The sequence below is a fragment of the Shewanella jiangmenensis genome (assembly GCF_018596335.1).
In the GTDB taxonomy this organism is placed as follows: domain Bacteria; phylum Pseudomonadota; class Gammaproteobacteria; order Enterobacterales; family Shewanellaceae; genus Shewanella; species Shewanella jiangmenensis.
Window position 1 is genome coordinate 677,654 of record NZ_JAHEPS010000002.1, and the last position, 18,336, is coordinate 695,989.

Annotated in this window: 18 protein-coding genes; 4 read left to right on the forward strand and 14 right to left on the reverse strand. The window is 55.4% G+C overall.

Annotation, left to right across the window (positions count from 1 at the left end; genetic code table 11):
• The first annotated feature begins 161 nt into the window (after positions 1-161).
• The gene (locus KJI95_RS08415; RefSeq protein WP_214506726.1) at positions 162-1,742 is read left to right on the forward strand and encodes a CYTH domain-containing protein; all 1,581 of its coding nucleotides are present in this window, start codon (positions 162-164) and stop codon (positions 1,740-1,742) included.
• 118 nt (positions 1,743-1,860) lie between these two features.
• Here KJI95_RS08415 and KJI95_RS08420 read toward each other — a convergent pair whose 3' ends face one another.
• The 7 genes from KJI95_RS08420 to KJI95_RS08450 form a co-directional block, all read right to left on the reverse strand.
• Entirely contained in the window at positions 1,861-2,673 is an 813-nt protein-coding gene (locus KJI95_RS08420) for an ion transporter (RefSeq protein ID WP_214506727.1), read from the reverse strand.
• Between the two features lie 23 nt (positions 2,674-2,696).
• Entirely contained in the window at positions 2,697-3,026 is a 330-nt protein-coding gene (locus tag KJI95_RS08425; RefSeq protein ID WP_214506728.1) for a hypothetical protein, read from the reverse strand.
• Positions 3,023-3,673, reverse strand: coding sequence for a hypothetical protein (locus tag KJI95_RS08430; protein ID WP_214506729.1), 651 nt, complete (start codon positions 3,671-3,673; stop codon positions 3,023-3,025). Before KJI95_RS08430 ends, KJI95_RS08425 begins: the two co-directional genes overlap by 4 nt.
• Before the next feature lie 81 nt (positions 3,674-3,754).
• Positions 3,755-4,444 (reverse strand): PspA/IM30 family protein, encoded by a 690-nt coding sequence (locus tag KJI95_RS08435; RefSeq protein ID WP_214506730.1) that lies wholly within the window; start codon positions 4,442-4,444, stop codon positions 3,755-3,757.
• 11 nt (positions 4,445-4,455) lie between these two features.
• Positions 4,456-4,869 carry a YjfI family protein gene (locus KJI95_RS08440; RefSeq protein WP_214506731.1) on the reverse strand — a complete coding sequence of 138 codons (414 nt, stop codon included), beginning with the start codon at positions 4,867-4,869 and terminating at the stop codon, positions 4,456-4,458.
• A gap of 211 nt (positions 4,870-5,080) precedes the next feature.
• The gene (locus KJI95_RS08445; RefSeq protein ID WP_214506732.1) at positions 5,081-5,980 is read right to left on the reverse strand and encodes a DUF350 domain-containing protein; all 900 of its coding nucleotides are present in this window, start codon (positions 5,978-5,980) and stop codon (positions 5,081-5,083) included.
• Between the two features lie 58 nt (positions 5,981-6,038).
• A complete protein-coding gene (locus tag KJI95_RS08450) occupies positions 6,039-7,046 on the reverse strand; it encodes a hypothetical protein (RefSeq protein ID WP_214506733.1) in 1,008 nt (335 codons plus the stop codon).
• Positions 7,047-7,320: 274 nt separating this feature from the next.
• On the opposite strand from KJI95_RS08450, the gene glnE reads away from it, so the two are divergent.
• The 3 genes from glnE (at position 7,321) to KJI95_RS08465 (ending at position 11,411) form a co-directional block, all read left to right on the forward strand.
• Complete coding sequence (gene glnE, locus KJI95_RS08455) at positions 7,321-10,200, forward strand: bifunctional [glutamate--ammonia ligase]-adenylyl-L-tyrosine phosphorylase/[glutamate--ammonia-ligase] adenylyltransferase (RefSeq protein ID WP_214506734.1); 2,880 nt, start codon at positions 7,321-7,323, stop codon at positions 10,198-10,200.
• 20 nt (positions 10,201-10,220) lie between these two features.
• Positions 10,221-10,991, forward strand: a complete 771-nt coding sequence (locus KJI95_RS08460; RefSeq protein ID WP_214506735.1) for a DUF6942 family protein — start codon at positions 10,221-10,223, stop codon at positions 10,989-10,991.
• A gap of 225 nt (positions 10,992-11,216) precedes the next feature.
• Complete coding sequence (locus KJI95_RS08465; protein ID WP_214506736.1) at positions 11,217-11,411, forward strand: hypothetical protein; 195 nt, start codon at positions 11,217-11,219, stop codon at positions 11,409-11,411.
• Between the two features lie 155 nt (positions 11,412-11,566).
• On the opposite strand, the gene KJI95_RS08470 is transcribed toward KJI95_RS08465, so the two are convergent.
• The 7 genes from KJI95_RS08470 to KJI95_RS08500 form a co-directional block, all read right to left on the reverse strand.
• Positions 11,567-12,034, reverse strand: coding sequence for a hypothetical protein (locus KJI95_RS08470; RefSeq protein WP_214506737.1), 468 nt, complete (start codon positions 12,032-12,034; stop codon positions 11,567-11,569).
• A 2-nt stretch (positions 12,035-12,036) separates the two neighbouring features.
• A complete protein-coding gene (locus KJI95_RS08475) occupies positions 12,037-12,951 on the reverse strand; it encodes an FAD:protein FMN transferase (RefSeq protein WP_214506738.1) in 915 nt (304 codons plus the stop codon).
• Complete coding sequence (locus tag KJI95_RS08480; RefSeq protein WP_214506739.1) at positions 12,944-13,495, reverse strand: FMN-binding protein; 552 nt, start codon at positions 13,493-13,495, stop codon at positions 12,944-12,946. Before KJI95_RS08480 ends, KJI95_RS08475 begins: the two co-directional genes overlap by 8 nt.
• A gap of 66 nt (positions 13,496-13,561) precedes the next feature.
• Complete coding sequence (locus KJI95_RS08485; protein WP_214506740.1) at positions 13,562-14,458, reverse strand: DUF6662 family protein; 897 nt, start codon at positions 14,456-14,458, stop codon at positions 13,562-13,564.
• A 142-nt stretch (positions 14,459-14,600) separates the two neighbouring features.
• Positions 14,601-15,515, reverse strand: coding sequence for a LysR family transcriptional regulator (locus KJI95_RS08490; protein WP_214506741.1), 915 nt, complete (start codon positions 15,513-15,515; stop codon positions 14,601-14,603).
• A 140-nt stretch (positions 15,516-15,655) separates the two neighbouring features.
• Positions 15,656-17,755, reverse strand: coding sequence for an alkyl/aryl-sulfatase (locus KJI95_RS08495; protein ID WP_432653793.1), 2,100 nt, complete (start codon positions 17,753-17,755; stop codon positions 15,656-15,658).
• A 192-nt stretch (positions 17,756-17,947) separates the two neighbouring features.
• Positions 17,948-18,292, reverse strand: coding sequence for a DUF3634 family protein (locus KJI95_RS08500; RefSeq protein ID WP_214506743.1), 345 nt, complete (start codon positions 18,290-18,292; stop codon positions 17,948-17,950).
• Positions 18,293-18,336: the final 44 nt, after the last annotated feature.

Below are 18,336 nucleotides of genomic sequence, written 5' to 3' on the forward strand. Positions count from 1 at the left end.
AACTGTGTTTTTACCTAAAAAACGTCAGTATTTATACTAACGGGTTATAACCTGACCCGCGACGCAAATCATACAGACGAATTATGACAACTGTATGACATTGTGACACTCAGGTGTCGGTTCAATGAACTTTTAATGACACGACTTAAGGCCCGGAGCACATGGACGCCGAGATAGAACTCAAACTCTTTTTTCTTCCCGAGAATAAAAATAACCTCATTAACGAGATTAATCACCTGTTTAGTGGTGATTTTCAGTCGGATGTCGTGCTCAGTAACGGCTATTTTGATACGGAAGACCTGCAACTGAGACATTGGGACATGGGCCTTCGGGTTCGTGGCCGCAACGGCGAGCGTGAGCAGACCATCAAAACTGCCGGCAAGGTGGTGGGCGGTATCCACAGTCGGCCCGAATATAATGTGGCCATTGATGCTGATACCCCGGAGCTTTCGCTGTTCCCCGCTGCAATTTGGCCCGAGGGCGCCGACCTTGGCGCCACTCAGGCGCGGCTTGGGTGCGTGTTTCATACCGATTTTCGTCGCCTGACATGGCATGTGACCGAGGGCGAAAGCCGGATAGAAATCGCCCTTGATGAAGGCACCATCAGCAGCGGTAATAAAAGTGAGCCGCTATGCGAGCTTGAGTTTGAGCTGCTCTCCGGCGTCCCGGCTGATTTGCTGAGCCTTGCCGACAAGCTGGTTGCCAAAGTGCCGATGCGACTTGGCAAAGCGAGTAAGGCCCAGCGCGGTTATCGTCTGGCCGGTCTTGGCGGTAAGCGGGCGCTTGAGGTGCTTGAAGGGGTGCCACTTGCTGGTGTCAGTGACGCTGGCGCTGGGTTTGCGCTGATTATTGAAACGGCGCTCGAGCGCTGGCAGCTGCTTGAGGATTTGCTCGCTCAGTCAAGCGGCGATCCGCTCGGCGCTGCGCCGCTGTGGGCAAGGCTTCGCACTGCAGTCATGCTGCTTGACGCGGCCTGTCGTCAATTCGGCGTGATGACAGATACTCTGGCGGCGGGCTTTTCAGAGATCCTGGCGCAGCTTGATTTTATTGATGAAGCGCAGGCTCTGGCCCTGATTGCTGAAAACCGCGATGAGCTCCTTGGCCGTCGCCCGGATAGCAAGCGCTGGCAGGATGATGCCGCGCACCGGCTGAAGAGTGATGACTTGCTTGCGAGGCTTGAGCGGCTGTGGCGTCTGCCAGCGTATGGTCAGGTGCAACTGGCGATGGTCAGCCTGCTTTTTAAGAAACCGCAAGCTGAGGGGCAAATAGCAACTTCTGCTTCTTCGTCGATGGCTGCTCCGACTATGGCTGCTTCGACTATGCCTGCTTCGACCATTGCTACCATCGCCGCCCAACGTTTGCAGCAATGCCTTGATGAGCTGGTTGCTATCGAGCGCGCGGCGGCATCGAATAGCACAATCGAGCTAAGTGCAGAGCTGCTCAGTCCAGCCCTGCGTGATGCCGGCGCTGAACTTGAGTCGATGCGCCTTGCCGATATCACTTTCGGTGAGCTTTATGAGCCGGCGGCAAGACGCCATTACCGCGCCGCCTGGCAGGATGCGAAGCAGCGCTTTGATGTGCTTGGTGCCTATCAGCTGCTTGGCAAGCTTGCGGGTCCCGATGCCGAGATGCACGACTGGCTGGATGATAAAGGCGTGACCTTGAACTTTGGCGCGCGCCAGAGTCTTGCGGCGCTTTTGGCACTTAAGCCCTATTGGCACTTAAGCGCTATTGGCACTTAAGCGCTATTGGCATTAGCGCGCTTTAGGCATTAAAGCCGGTTAACTATTGGCTAAGCAATAAAAATCCCGGCGGTTGCCGGGATTTTTGTTGATTGCTGTAGCTGAAAAGTGAAGCGGTTCAGTCCTGCGGCCTTGATGGGGCGGCGTCGCGGGCTTCTTTGAGCGCGTGTTTGAGCGCTGCCATTTCCCTGAGCATGGTTGCCTGATTATCTTCCAAGCGTTTGAGCGCCGCTTCCATGTCATGGCGCAGGGTTTCGGTTTGCGACTCCTGCCGCTCTTCCTCATCCGGGGCGACAAACACCGACGCCATATAACCCGAAATGATACCGAAGAAGCTGACGCCACAAACAATGACCATGGAGCCGACGATGTGGCCTGCGGTGGTCACCGGATAATGGTCGCCATAGCCAACGGTGGAGATAGTCACCATGGCCCACCAGATAGCCTGCTCGGCGGTGAGTATGTTGGCGCCTTCGGCCGGGGATTCGACCAGCAAAATCGCCACCGACGACAGGGTTAAAATGGTGATAAGCGCCACCAACAGGCTTGCCAATGTGGCCTGACGGCGCTGCCTCAGTACCTGCGACAGCAGCGAGCGGCTCATGCGGATAAGCCGGATGACCCGCAGGATCTGAAACAGTCTGGCAAAGCGCAGCGCCTCAATGGCCGGAATACTGGCGACAAAGTCTATCCAGTGATGCTTGATAAACACCCATTTATTATCGGCGCGAAACAGGCCAACAAAAAAATGCAGCAAAAAGATACAGCAAATGCCGGTATCGATAATAAACAGCAGCCGGTAAGTTTCGTCGTCGAGCCGGCCAAAGGTCATGACCAGCACCACAATCACCGCCAGCAATGACAGCAGCATCATCGCAAGCTCGATGGGAGCCGGACTCTTTACCCGCCGCACATGAAGATGTTCTGACATTAATCCCCCGAAACGTCAGTGCCTTATTTATCGGCGACAAACTTTACCAGGTCTTCAAGCACCCGCTTTTTGATTTCAAGCTGCATCTCGGCGCTGAGGCCATATTTTTCGGCCAACAGCACGTAATCTTCGGCACTCAGCGACACGGTAAGCCGTGGGCGGGTGGGGCGCTTGGCCACCGACAAACCCAAAATAGAGCGGATTTGATCCGATGGGCTCAAGTTGGAGTCGAGTGCTGCTTTACGGATTTGATACTGAAATTTTTCATCCAAATCAAAGGCGACCTGGGTTGCTTTGGCAGCTTTCTGGTTTTGTAACCAGGTTTCGGGCAGTGGATGTTTGGTTTTGGTCATGCTGATTTTCCTGGCCAATACTCGCGGATAAGGCTGAGCGGTGCATAAAAGCCGACTGACACCTCGGTATCGCCGCCTTCACTCACTTCTACCGTGACGCTGTACTTTTCGTTTTCATCTTCAAGAAAGTAAAACTCAAACGGCTCGCCGGTTGCGCCATGGGCGTCCTGGGGCGGGCGCAAATTGCGGTAATCTTCGCGGTGGAAATAGCCAAAAAGCGCAAAGCTTACCCTGTGATAATGCTGCCCAAGCCACTGAGATAGCTGCACCGGCTCGCTTTGCGTGGTCAGCGCCAGCTGACAATCTTCCTCAAATACGTCGGCAAAGGCATCGAGGCCAAATACCTCGTCGACTTCAGCGCGGGTGATTTTGGTGCAAAAATGCAGCCAGGTTTCATCCCCTTCCACCAGGCTTAAAAACACCGGCGCGCCGCTTGGACCTTTAAGCTGCCACTCGGTTTCCTGGCTGCGCTCGAACTCGTAGGTGTTGATGGCTACCACTTCCAGCGACTGTCCGCGCAGCTGCGCGGGTAAACCAAAGTCGTTGTCCAGGCTGATAATATCGCCTTTCATCAGCTCGCGCGGATGGCGAATGCTGCGGGGCGTTGGGGCTTTGTCGCCGCCAAAGAGGCTTTTAAAAAAGCTCATGGAGTGTCTCCGCCGGGTAAGCAGTTAAAAAATCAAACGCCAACACCCGGCACTGGGCCGGGTGTTGATGATAACGCTTGCTTAGCCTTTACGGGCTTTGAGCCGTTCGAGCACCGCATTGGCATCGCTCTTTTGCTCGCCGATGCCGGCTTCGGCCAGTTTGGCGGCCAGCGACTTGTCGCTGTTTTCGTTTTCCAGGGTCTCGGCGGCTTTCATGCGATCGTCAAACTGCTGCTGACGGGCCTTGATGCGCTCGAGAGATTCTTTGGCGTTGAGCAGCTTGGAGTTGCTGGAGGCAAACGAGTCGGTAATAGACGCGGTAGCCTTTTGCACACTCTCGGTGGTTTTAACCATCGACAGCTGGCGCTGATAATCAGCCAGTTGGCGCTCGGTCTTTTTCACCAGTTCTTTAAGCTTGGCGGCATTGGCCGAGAAACTTTCGTTGGCTGAGTGCTGCTCAGAAAGTTCAAGCTCAAGCTGGGCGATCTTTTCGGCCACTTCCAGTGCCAGTGCTTCGTTGCCTTTATCCAGCGCTTGACTGGCGTAGCCTTCGTGCTCGCTGATGGTGCGCTTTAAGCGATCCACTTCACGGGCGGCGGCCATTTCTTTGGCCATCACATCGGTCAGATCGCGCTTGGCCTTGGTCAGATGCTTTTCGGCGTCGCGGATTTCCTGCTCGAAAATACGGGTCGAGTTGGCGTCGACTATGCTTTGGCCCACTTCGTTGGCGCCGCCACGAAATGCGGTCAGAATTTTGTTCAGAATGCCCATAATCTTGCTCCTCAGTTCAGGTAATCGACCATTTCGGCAATAACTTCCAGACAGTTGTCTGACAGGACGCTGAGTTCCTGTTCAATTTCGGCCATGCTGGATTTGAGTGACAACGCCCCGTACACCACGTATTTGTCGTCAATTTTGGCAAAGGCCGACAGTGGCATGGGAATGTTCAGCTCCAACATGGTTTCAAACATTTCGGCGCGGGTCTCGGGTTTGACTTCGTCTTCACCCCACAGGTAGCTGATGCACAGCACCTGGTTGTCGGTCACCGACACAAAAATTGGGATCTCCTCCCGGCCTACGATATTGACCTGCAGCACCTCCACATCTCCTTCGATGGGATAACAGTCAAACCGAAAACCCGTCTGGCTGTTGTCACCCAGTCCGTTGAGGTGGTTGGCGATGGCGTGGATATTCATAGTCGTCCTCTTTGACATATTATGTCTGTGTTCAAAATAACACTGGGACATAATATGTCAAGTGTTATTTTGGCGGTTTTTTCATCGCTGCCGAACTGCATTGCCATAGCGCTTCCTGTAACAACTGCCTTTTAGTTCAGGCGTTGTCATTTGGGTAGCGCACAGGGTAATCGGCGACGTCCTTGTGTGTTAGCCGATGGCGCTGGATGACTTAGGCCATCAGTGCCGTCAGGATAAGTGCAATTGAGATACTGATGGCCACTTCCACCGCCGCAAGCCCCACATTGTGCTGACGCTCAATCTCATCGGCAAGGCGAATGCGCGCCAGCACCATGGCTTTGACCAGGGTCAGCAGCACGGTGAGGCTTAGCAGCATGATGATGGAAAAGGCAAACCACCCCAGCAGGTTACTCACATAACCTGTGGGTGAATAAATCACAAAGTGACTGGCGGCGTTGAAGCTTAATGCCATGGCCAGCATGTGGCCTGCATGGCGGATGGCGAGCGCCGTGTGGCCTTTGGCGAGCGCATCCTGCATGCAGGCGCCCTGATTACGCGAGGCAAAGCGGTTTTCCCGCATCCGGGTCAGGAGCACCAGCATCAGCTGGGCAATCAAAAACGCGCTGACGATGGCGATAAAGGTGTTGAGGGTTAAATCTTCGACCCACAGCAGGCTGGCGCGGATGATAATGGCGGTGGCCACGGCCGCCGCTGCATCCACCAGCGCCACAGAAACATTGCCTTTGAGGATAAAGGTGTTTTTGTCGATGTTGTTGAGGGCGATTTTATCGTGCATCACCCGGCCGACCTTAATAAGCAGCATGCCAAAGAGGCCGTATGCGGTAACGCCGATGGCCTCGGTCACATAGTCGCTTGCGGGCGCGCCTGTGATGGCGCCGGTGAGCACTATGCCAAGCGCCAGCACTGCGCCGGCGGTGCTTATCCCAAAGGCGAAGTTGTCTTTTTCGGCCAGCTCTTTACTGCTATTGACGTTAACGCTCCAGCCCTGCAGGTAACGCATGGCGGTGAGCAGCAGCACGGCGATGGCCAAATCGATGCCGAGGATTATCAAAAGCTCCTGCGGCAGGCCGTGGTTTTCTAAGAGCATCATGGTGGAGTCCTTGTTCCTTAATTCTGTGGTGTGCTTTTATCTGTGCCCGAAACGGCCGTTATCTGCGCCTGAAGCTGCGTTTGCTGCCTGAGGACTTTCGGTAGTTGCCGCTTTTGGAGTAGTTTGAGCGAAACTTTTGTTTTTCAGAGCCTTCTTTTTGTGCGCTTAGTTTCTGGGCACTGGTTTTCGCAGCCTGGGCGACAGTAGGGGCCTGCTGACTCTGACGCGACAGACCGCTGGCACCGGTTCGCACCTTGGCGTAGGGGCTGTCAAAGCGTTTGCCCTGATTATCAAAGCGTTTTTTGGTTTCGGTAAACACCTGCTGCTGGCGCAGCAAGTCCCTTGGCGAGCTGTAACGATAGCGGCCCACATCATGGTAATAGCTGTAATGGCGCCTGCCGGCCCAGGTGTCGTAGTAAACAGGCCGGTTGATAAGGTTTGAGAACATGGCGTACATGCCATACCAGGCCCAGAAGGAGGTGCCATCGCTAGGGGTTTGCCACTCACCATAGGCTGGGTTGCCGATAAGCTGACTGCCTGCGCCGAGGTCGTCGCCCGTGGCAGCAATTTCGGCTTCGCGGCTGATGGCGCTGACCCGGGGCAGGGTGCCGCCAGACATATCGGCGAGGGCGTTCAGCGGATCGGACAGCATGTCGTTGTAAAGCGCAGGGTCGGCCGCCTGATACAGGTTTTCAGTCTCTGCGAGACGCAGGCTGTTATCGCTGAAACGGTTTGGATCCTCACTTTCGGCCAAGCGCCGCTCAAGGTTTTGATACAAGGGGCCGCGGCCGCCATCTTTTTCCAGTGCATCAACAATTGGCGCAAGGCTTGGGTCGGCTGCCTTGATACGCTCGCTGTAGTGGCGGATAAGGGTCGCATTTCGCACTTCGCCTTTATCGAGCAGCTCACCCAAGGCTGCGATACGCTCGCCGGCAAGCCGTTGGTATTGACTGATTTCCTGAGCCTGCGCCGCCTCAAGTTTGGCCTGATTATCAGAGCAGCCGCTTAAACCCAGCAGCGACGCGGCCAGCGTGATGCTTGCCAGGGTATGACGCCATGTTGCCATCTAACTTCTACCTCCCGAAGTGCTGATTACCTGCGCTGCCCGGTTAAAAATCTGGGAATATTATCGGTTTATTCCATGGTTGAAGGCGGAGGGTTTATAGTAACCTTAATCGCAGGCGGGCCTTTGCAGCGTGCTTTTGTCGCCAGGATGCGAGAACTGGGTGTTGGACCCGGGCCGCATGGATGTTTAAGCACGCCTTTGCAATGCCAACGCATGGCACTAGCTATATCACTCTCGACATAATATGTCGATACTCAGTTTGTCAGGGAATTGTATGTCCAAGCCACATCAGACAGAAATCACACCGCAGATCCTGGCCAAGGGCGAGGCGTTTTTTGCCGCTTTGAATGAGCGCTGGCCCGAGGGCGCTGCGCTGCTTGATGGCGCGGCCTGCGCCGAGCTTAAACGGATAACCGGGCTCAGTGATTTTATTGCCAGGGAGCTTTTGCGACATCCCGAGCGGATTGCCTTGCTCCAGCAGGGGCTACTCAACAAAGTGGAGCGCGCCTGCTTTGATAAAGAGCTGCACCGCGAGCTTGAGTCGGTAAGCAGCGAAGATGAGGCCAAGGCGGTGCTGCGCCGCTACCGCAATTTGCAGATGGTGCGGCTGGCGTGGCGTGACTTTACCGGACAGGTGGCGCTTAAAGAGTCGCTGCTGGACATTTCGGCGCTCGCCGAAGCGCTGATTATTGCCGCCCGCGACTGGCTTTATAAAGACATGTGTCAGTCACTCGGCACCCCGACCGATGCCAATGGCAAGCCGCAGCCTTTGATGATCCTTGGCATGGGCAAGCTTGGCGGCCGCGAGCTTAACTTTTCGTCTGACATCGACCTGATTTTCACCTTTCCTGAGCACGGCGAGACCCAAGGCGGGCGTAAAACGCTGGATAACCAGCAGTTTTTTATCCGAATGGGGCAGCGGCTCGTGAATTTGCTGTCGCAGGTAACCGCCGATGGTTTTGTGTTTCGGGTCGATATGCGCCTGCGTCCCTATGGCGACAGCGGCCCGCTGGTGGTCAGTTTCAGCGCCCTTGAGGATTATTATCAGGAGCAGGGCCGTGACTGGGAGCGTTACGCCATGGTCAAGGCGCGCTCGCTCGGGCCCTGGAGTGGCTACAGCGACGAGCTGCACAGCCTGCTGCGCCCCTTTGTGTATCGCCGTTACATCGATTTTTCGGCCATTGAATCGCTGCGAAGGATGAAGCAGATGATTGCCCAGGAAGTGCGCCGCCGTCAGCTCACCGATAACATCAAACTCGGTGCCGGCGGCATCCGCGAAGTGGAGTTCGTGGTGCAAAGCTTTCAGCTTATCCGTGGCGGGCGCGAGCCAAGCCTGCGCACCCAAAGCCTGTTTGGCGCCATCGATACCCTCTACAGCCTGGGGCAGCTTGAATATCTGGCGGTGGATGAGCTTAAAAATGCCTATGAGCTGTTAAGGCGGGTCGAAAACCTGCTGCAGGCCATAGACGATAAGCAAACCCAGACCCTGCCCGACAACCCGCTCGACTGGCAGCGTTTATGCCATGCCCTTGAGATGGCGAATGAATTTGACCTGCGCGCCCATATCGAGGCGGCCATGGCCAAAATTCACAAGCATTTTCGCGCCACCGTTGGCGGTGAAGAAACCGAAGACAATCATGAGCACTGGACCTGGCAGTTCTGGAATGTGCAGGAAGAAGATCACGCAGAGGCACTGCTGAAAGATCAGCAAATCGACGATGCGGAGTTTTGGCCGCTGCTTAAAGCCTGGCGCGAAACCATGGCCCGTCGCCCCATAGGTCCGCGCGGCCGTGAGACACTCGACCGGATGATGCCCAAGCTGCTCGGTGAGCTGGTGATCATGCCCAAACCCTCGGCGGCATTTGCGCCTGTGTTCAACGTGGTCGAGCAGGTGCTGACCCGCACTACGTACCTTGAGCTTCTGTGCGAAAACCCCGGCGCCCGGGCCCAGTTGGTGAGCCTGTGCTGCGCCAGCCCCTGGATTGCCGATCAGCTGGCAAAATTCCCCATGCTGCTGGATGAGCTTATCGATCCGGCGGCGCTGTATGACATCACCTCGCTCGATGACTACGGCAGTGAACTGCGCCAATATCTGCTCAGGGTTCCCGAAGATGACATGGAGCAGCAAATGGAGGCGCTGCGACAGTTTAAGCTCACGCAGCAGCTTAAGATTGCCGCCGCCGATGTGACCGGGGTGCTGCCAATTATGCAGGTAAGCGATCACTTAACCTTTTTGGCTGAGGCCATTATCGAGCAGGTGGTGCATCAGGCCTGGGGGCAGGTGGCTGCCCGCCATGGCGTGCCGCCTGCGCTTGAACCCGGTGACATGGGCTTTGCGGTGGTGGCCTATGGCAAGCTTGGCGGCATAGAGCTTGGGTATGGCTCGGATCTGGATCTGGTGTTTTTGCACAATCATCAGGGCAGCGGCGTGACGAACGGTGAGCGCCAGATTGAAGTCGGCCACTTTTATATCAAGCTTGCGCAGCGGATTTTGCATCTCTTTTCTACCCGCACCACCTCGGGTGAGCTGTATGAGGTCGATATGCGCCTGCGGCCCTCCGGCGCTTCTGGACTGCTGGTGAGTGAAATCGAGCGCTTTGGCGAATATCAGCGCGACGAAGCCTGGACCTGGGAGCATCAGGCGCTGGTGCGTTCGCGCTTTGTGTTTGGCGATAACAGCCTGGCGGCGCGTTTCAGCGAAATTCGCGCCGAGGTGCTCGGCAAGACGCGGGATAAAGCCACGCTCAAGACCGAGGTGCGGGACATGCGCATCAAGATGCGCGAGCACCTTCTCAGTGTCGATGCCGGTTTGTTTGACCTGAAGCAAAGCCCCGGCGGCATCGCCGACATCGAATTTATTGCCCAGTATCTGGTGCTTGCGGGCAGCCATGAGCATCCGGAGCTTACCGTCTGGTCTGACAATGTGCGGATTTTCCAGACGGCGGCAGAGCTTGATATTCTGCCGCTCAATCAGGCGCAGCAGCTGGTGGCCGCCTACTGCAACCTGCGGGATGAAAATCATCGCTTGACCCTGCAGCGTCTGGCGGGCCAACTGCCTGAAATTACGGTACAGGACCATGCCGAGCGGGTACTCAGTATCTATCGTCAGGTGCTTGGCGGCGACGAGAGTCAGCAAAGCAGCCCGGCCTCATGAACCTGAGCCGGAATAATCGCATGAAAAGCGACATAAATACGGGTCTTGGCGATGCCCAATACCGGATTGCAGCCTGCATCGATAAGCGGCCGGCCTTTATGCATCTGGACGAGCTTTCGGGGTTTCAGGGGCTGGTCGATGGCGAAATTGCGGCTATCGGCCAGGCCTGCGGCAATGGCTGGCGCAAGGTGTTTAATGTCTACGCCAAGCTATTGTGGGCATTGGCAACTGAATGGCGACGCCAGCAGGATGAAACGGAAGCCGCGTCTGATGATGCGGCTTTGCTTGCACCGCATCTTGGGCCACTTCTAGCACAAGTTCTTGAATATCCAAGCTGGCAAGCGTACCGCGATGCCAGATTGCTAAGGCCCGGCTCCGGCACTGCGCTGCTGTTTAGCCCGCCGCCTGTGGCTGATACCGGAGCGCACAAGGCACTGACTGCTGAAGGTGCGCACAAGGCATTGACTGCAGCAAGCGCACAAAAGGCTTTGGCCGAAGCGCCTTCGCTATACATAGTGATGGGCCGGGGTTACGGCAAGGCACTTTCATCCGAGCCACAGCGTGGAATACGGCTTAGCTGGCTTAATGAATCCTTTGCCATCGATATCCAGCGCCGGATTATTGTTTGCCCCTATTTCGATTACCGCCAATTGAGCGACAGCCGCATTGATGAGCTGGTCGCACTCATTTTGCCCCAAAGGGCCGTTAGGCACCTTGAGGATCAGAGCCGCCCTGGCCTTGAGGAATGGTGCCGCCCGGGCCTTGAGGAACAGGGCCGTCAGGCACCTTGAGGAACTTTTTCAAAGATAAGAGACTCTTAACAGTCAGCAAGGCGCGGGGATAACACTCTTTGCGCCTTCTTTATGCTAAGCCTTCCGGCCTTTACTCTTTAGCCGGTAAACCTGGATGTTTAAGCCGGCTGTTTGCGGCATTGGCTTTTCGCGATGATGGCTGTTTGCGGCGAAGGCTCTGTGACGTTTGATGCCAGAGAAGATTTGAATACAAAGGAGATGTTTGTGATAAGAAAAACCGCACTTTTGCTGCCCGTTACCCTGTTAAGCACCGCCTTGCTTGGTGGCTGCGAGTCGTTTGAGTGGGAAGGGGTCAGCGTTGAAGAGGAAAAGGTGTCTGATACGGCTGCGCCCGAGGCCGACCCGATGAAAACCCATAACGATCAGCTGATGAAAGACGACGCGCTTGAGCGCAAATAATCCGGCTTGTCGCAGCCCGCTTGCTGGGTTTACTTACTGAGCATATGGGCTCTGCTTTTACACGGGGCTTGGTTTTTTTGTGCCAAGCCTTTTTAAGGCACATCTCCGTATTGCTGATGCTTTTATTGCCGATGTTTTTATTGTCAATGCTTTTACTATCGATGCTTGGCGCGTGCGATGAGGCCGAGCCTTATCCTGCGCCCGGCAATCCAATGCCAGATAAATCCAAGGCTCAGCATCAGCCCGGCGGCCGAGTGAATAAGGCTTGCACTGAGCTGCCAATCGCTGCTGCTCAGATAATAAAGCCCGGTGCCAGTCAACATCAGCAGCAGTAGTGACAGCGCCAGCATCAGGCCGCTTTTGTGATTTTCCCGCCGGCGCCAGCCTGCGCGTATGTGCACCTGCCACAGGGCGCCAAGCAGCATCAGCAGGATAAAGGATGCCAATGCATGGCTGCTGACTATCGGCAGGCGCATGCTGCCCGGCAAAGTGCTGCCAAGCTCCCATTCCAGTTTGAATTCCATCACCCAGGGAAACAGCGCAAGGCCAGTGAGGGCGCTCATCAGCATGGCGCCAAGGAGGAGATAGAAGAACCAATCGGGATAGCCATTGAGTTTTTTCATTATCAAACCTTAAGAAGACTCTGGTCGGCACGGCGGTCGGCACGGCGGTCGGCACGGCGGCCGCCAAGGCGTAAAAGCTTTGCCTCATTACCGCTGGCGGCTATTTTGGTCAGCGCATCGGCGCGCCAGGCAAAGGGGGCGATAACGCTGTGAAGCTGCGCGCTTTCAGGCATGGCGTTGCCGGTAATAATCCGCGAGGCAAAACGTGCATCTTCTTTGCCGCCGTGGCGAGAGCTGGCGATGGCGGCATTTTTAAGCCAAAGCACTTGCGATATACCCTTTTCGTTTCCAAGCGCTACGCCGTTATCGTTTCTAAGTACTAAGCCGTTATCGTTTCCAAGCGCTAAGCCATTATCGTGTCTTAGTACGATGCGAATAGCCGTTTCGCCAAACACCCGCAGATCGCCGCCAGCGTTCACCGAGGCGCCTTGCACGCCATGGCGCTTAAGGCTCGCTATCGCCAAATCCACCGCATAACCCTTGGCGATGCCATCGAGGGTTATCAGCACCGGGCGTCGAAGCCTGGCATGCCCGGGTTTAAGCTCGATATCCTGCCAGTTGCCCATGGGGATAAAAGTATGGCTAACGTGGCGTGGCAGGGCACCTGCGGCAACGAGTTCGCCGCCCACTGTGACGTTGAAGCCGTCGTCGCTGTGCCTGCCCAAGATTTGCGCGAGTTTCAGCAGCCTCAGGCCATGGCGGCCCATGGGCTGCCAGCTGCCCGGATGGGCATTGAGCCGTGACAGCTCGCTGTCCGGCCGATGAAACGAGAGTGCCTCATCGATCGATTTCATCGCCATGAAGGCGGCCTCTATTGCCGACTGCGGGCAGGCGCTGCCCGCATCTATGATACGGATGTCGGTGAAGGTGCCAAGCAGGGGTCTGGCTCGGCGCAACGACTCAGGGCGTTCAGGCATCTTTTGTCAGGTATAGCTCGTGTATGGTGAGCAGTCGCTTGACGCCATCCAGCAGGTTACGGCAACTCAGGGTTGCGCCGCTGATGTTGGGCACATCTTCATCGAGCTTGAACGGGTCTTTGAGGGTTTTGCCCTTGAAATTGGCGCGCCAGCTTTGCTCCCTGACTTCGCCGCCGTGGGTCTCGCGGTAGCTCAGCACTTCGATACCCAGCACTTCGCCGGTGGGGCTGATGGCGGTGGCATAGGTGATGTATTCATGCTTGCCAATCACGTCATCGACGATAAACCAGCCCAGAAACTCGCCATCCTTTTCGGCGCGCCAGATGGGTTGATTGCTCTGGCGTTGGCGGGTACCGGCGCGGGACTTGATGGCATCGCGGGCATCGTCGCTGAGCAGGGTCGGGCGCTCACTGAACTGATTGGCCTGGGCAAACAGCAGCTGCTGCGCCTGAGGGATGCTCAGGTAGTCGGTGGCGATTGCGGGGGCTGCGACAAGCGCCATCGGAATAAACCATAAGCTGTTGTTGAATAGAGATTCAGACATCGTCATTCTCCCAAAAACTGAAAAGTCATGCTTTTGAAAGGGGCACAGTGCGTGCCCCTTTGCGGATCAGAAGTTGTAGGCAACCTTAAAGCGCCATTCCTGCTCGGTTTTCTCGATCAGGTGCAGGCTGGTGTCCTGGCCATCGAACTGCTCTCCGCCACCGGCGAGTTGTGGCAGCCAGGTGAGCGTCGCCCACCAGTTGGCGCTGCCGTAGTGGAGAGAGGGGCCGGCAAACCAGGACCAACGCTCCTGACCCACTTCGGTCTCAAACTCGGTTTCGTAAAGCACTTCGGCGCTGACAAACCAGTTGGGCGCGAAGCGGTAACTGAGGCCCGTGCCAAACTTAAGCTCGATTTCCATCTCAGGTTCGGTCGGCCAGTCAAAGTCTTCCGGCAGATTATCGATGGGCGCTCGCTTGGCATAGGTGCTTTCCACCGCCATGTTGCCAAGCCATACCAGCTCGCCTTCGAGCAGGTATTTCTGGGTTTGCAGACCCACTTCCAGCGACAGGGTGTCCTTGTCGTAGCCCGAGTGCTTATCAATCCAGTCGTAATCCAGCGACATGCTCATCTGCAGGCCGATATCGTCCTTGGCCGGGCTTAAGAACATGTAGGCCATGCCTGCTTCAATGCCGGAGGCCTTGAAGTCGATGTCTTTGGCGCCGGGCAGATAGCCGTCGACCGCGAGGCCAGAGGTATCCAGCGACATAAACTTGGCCGAAAACGACGAGGAGAACTTGTTGCTGAAGCCGTATTCGAATTCGGTTTCAAAGTCGATGCCCTGATAACTGCCCTGGCTTTTGCCGTCACGCAGGGTGACTTTTTGGTACAGCTCCGATGCGCCCTGGGGCAGGGCTTCGGCACCTTTGAGGTAGCCGAACAGGTCTTCACCGGCAACGCCCTGCTGACTGAATACCGCCATCATTAGCGCAACGGCCGACAAGCCAAACTTTGCTTTGTTCATCTTCATTCCCATCTTGATGTGTCATTCAAACGGCAGACATTCTAGGTGTTAAAAATACAAATAGGAATGGTTAGCATTTTGTTTTGTAGTGATTTCCAGGCTAAGGCATTGATCGGTAATTGAAAATAAATTTAATGTTATTTTAAGGTTTGAGAGCGCTTACCGCATGCTTGAGGGTGTCTCTCAGCCAGCGGTGGGCGGGCTGATTGTCCAGCCGCCTTGGCCAGACCATGTAAACCGGGATTGGGCGGCTTTTAAACGGGAAGGGTAACAGCTGTAGCTGCAACATGGGGGCAAAGGACTGGGCGAGCCGAAGCGGGGCTATGCCGATGGCATCACTGCGGGAAATGCTGGCCATCATGCTGATTTCACTGCTGTTCTCACAGTAAATGCGCCTTTCCGGCAAAGGCTCTTCACAGAATATTTCGCCAAGGCTCAAGCCGCGTCGGTTGAGGTTAAGGATACAGTGGCGTTCGGCTGCAAATTGCTCGGTGCTCAGGCTGCCGTTAAGCCTCGGATGGTCTTTGGCGGCGACGCAGACAAACTGCTCTTCAATCAGCAGCTGACTTTTCAGGTTGTTGCCTGCGGGAGGCAAGATGTCTATCACCATATCGGCGCTGCCACTGTAGAGCGCCTGATAGACATGTTCGGGATGGGAGGTCATGTCTTTAAAGACTATTCCCAATGCCAATCCGCTCAAAAGCGGCGCCAGTGCCGGTTGCAGGGTGTGGGACGCGGCCTCATAGGTGTAAACCGTAAACTGGCGGGTGCTGGTGTGCGGGTCAAACTGATTGAAAGCATCCAGTGACGCGGAAATATCGTCCATCGCATGGGATAAGCCCCGATACAGTTGATGGGCTGCCGCGGTGGGGGTAATGCCTCGTCCCGCTCTGACAAACAGCTCCTCGCCGATTTGCGACTTGAGACGCTGCACCGCATTGCTGACTGAGGATTGGGTCAATCCCAGCATATCCGCCGCCCGGGAAAAGGATTGTTGCTGATATACACACAGAAATACCCGAAGCAGGTTCAGGTCAAGTTTACTGAATTGTCCCATGGCAGACCCAATGGATGACCGATTGGCTAATAAGGTAACTTTATCTGCTTGAAAATCAAAGAGGCAGCCAGGGCTGCCTCTTGTCTTTGAAACCTGTCGCGGGGGCGGTTAAACCTTGCTCCCGTGCCGGGCTTCAGTGCTCAGTGCTGATGTCTGCGCCCCCAGTGCGTGTCGTCATGTTGTGGCTGGGCTTGGTAATAGATTTTCTGATTGGCATCGGCCTCGGCCTGAGTGGGCAGGGGCACGATTTCGAAGCGTGGGTCAAAGTCCACCATCAGGCTCTTTAGGGTATCGAGAAGCTGCACATCGCCTTCGTAGCTGGCTTTGCCGGCTTCAAACAGCTGCTTGAGTGATACCTTGCCAAGGTTCATGGCAATTGCATCCTGGTTGTTTAAGGTCACGGTCAGGTTAGCACCGGCCTTGGGTTTGTCGACCTTGATGTTACTGAGGTTACCGTTGGCAAGCTCCACATAAATGGTCTCGTTGATATCCGGTAGCACCAGGTTTATCCCAAAGCTGTGCTTCTGAGCCTTCACCGAGTCAATCTTGATGGCCATGTAGTCCAGCAGGCTGGTGACAGGCATATTGGCTATCACATCGGCGGAGGCCGCTTTGATTTCGCCGCTCTGGATGCCAATCCTCAGCTCCTGCGCGCCCGAGAGATACACATTGCGCCAGCCCGCACCTTCAGACTGATAACCTAATTGCTCATAAGTATCGGCCAGCAGGTTGCGTGCTTCCTTGTTTCCAGGCTCGGCAATCACTACCTTGTTCAGTGCGGTGGCAACAAAGTGGTATTCGCCCTGGCTGAAATCCTTCTTGGCCTTTTTCAGCACCGACTTTGCACCACCCATGTATTCAACGAACTTAGTTGCTTCTTCTCTGGTCGGCAGAGGGTTGAGGTTAGCCGGATTCATGTCGAAGTAACCCAGATACATGTTGTACACGGCGCGGGCGTTGTGGCTGTAGGTGCCGTGGTAACCGTTGGTGTGCCAGGCCTGCTGGATGCTGTCGGGGATAACCTTTTGGATCTCCCAGCCTATGTCCTGCATCACTACACCAGAATTTGCCAGACGCAGTGACTGGTTATGGACAAAACCGTAGTTGTCCCGCTGCAGTTTCATATAAGACAGGATATTGTCGTTATCCCACACCGGGGCGCTGTGGGCGGTGAACAGAAATTCGGCTTCGCCGCCCCAGGCTTCAATCATCTGATTGATGGTTTTCGACCACTTAAGGGCATCACGCACCTTGGCACCGCGCAGGGTGTAGATGTTGTGCATGCCGTGATACATCACCTCGGCTCCCCAAATAGCCCTTTTCGACGGGATATAGGCCACGGCTTCGGACGGAGCCTCGGTGCCTGAGGCATCCATAAAGATGATGTCGAGGCCGTCGATAGTCAGTTTCTCAAACTTTTGCCCCTGGGCATTGGTTTCGTAGTGGGGCATCACATAGGTGATTTGCCCCTTGGCCATACCATTGGACAGCGCCGCATCGACTATACCCGTGTTGCCCTGGGAGAGGGTATTGCCGTACTGATAGGAGACCCGCCGCGCCATGGCATTGCCGGCGAGAACGTTCTCATCCACCATTTCGGCGGTGATATTGTGCGAGCCGTACACCTTCACGCCGGGGAAGCGCTCGGCCACCGCCCGAGAGCCACCGAAGTGATCGCCGTGGGAATGTGAATAGACCATGGCCACCACCGGCTTATCGCCGCCGGGCAGGTGTTTCAGGGCAAAGTCGAGGGTTGCCTTGGCAGACTCATAGGTGGTAAGCGGGTCAAAGACTATCCAGCCATTATCGGTACGCACAAAGCTCATATTGGCAAGGTCGGTGCCACGCACCTGATAGATGCCGTCACGCACTTCATAGAGGCCGTAGGCCTCATTATTGAGCTGCGCTTGACGGTATAAAGAAGGATTGACCGTGTCCGGGGTCTCATCGCCGATAAATTCAAACTTATCGGCCAGCAGCGCGGCGGTGGCATCATCGAGTTTGGCGATGAGCTTGGCCCGGGTGTTATTGAAGGCTTCCTGATCGGCAAAGTTAAGACCGGCGGCGACGGCAGCATTATGAGCCTTTGTGGCTTCGGTGGCGGGTTTGCCCTGATAGGCAAAGCTGGTGGTCAGTGCGTGTTCATCCTGACCGGCGCCATGGCTGTCGCCTGCGCCCGCATAGCTTGGCGCTGCAGACAAGAGAGAGATAACGGCGACAGAGACGAGATTGAGTTTCAGCATGGTAGTGCTCCTTGATGGGTAGGCATTTGCCAATGCAGAAATATTAAAAAGCTCAATTATTCAGATAAATGCCGGGAGCTATATTTCAAATATTCACAGTGTGAATGAATAAGGCACGCTGCTCGCCTTGCAGAAAACAAAACGCCAGCGCGGGGCTGGCGTTTTGCTTTGAAACAGAAGCTTTGGGGATCAGCCCGTCAGTCGGGAGTTATCGATTGATTTTTTATCATAGAGTTCAAACGGGAACTGATTACGCAGTCGCTGGGCAATCTCATCCGACACATTGGCAGAGATATGCAGCCGCACATCGCCCTGACGCTCGGCACGTATGGTGCAGGTCAGCTTTTCCGCCTTGGCGAGCTTGCGGCTTTCACGCTCAAATTTTTCCGGAATTTTACCGCTGTGGTTGGTTAGACGTCCGTCTTTAAAATGCATTTCAAACAGCGTCAGGCCTTTTTTTCCGCTGAAGATAAGACGGTAGATAAGGTAGAGTCCGATGGCAATGAACAGCAGTTTCAACAGGTTGGCAGTCATAACAAATCCTTTGGCCGTTTTTCCTTAAGATACGCCTAAAGTGC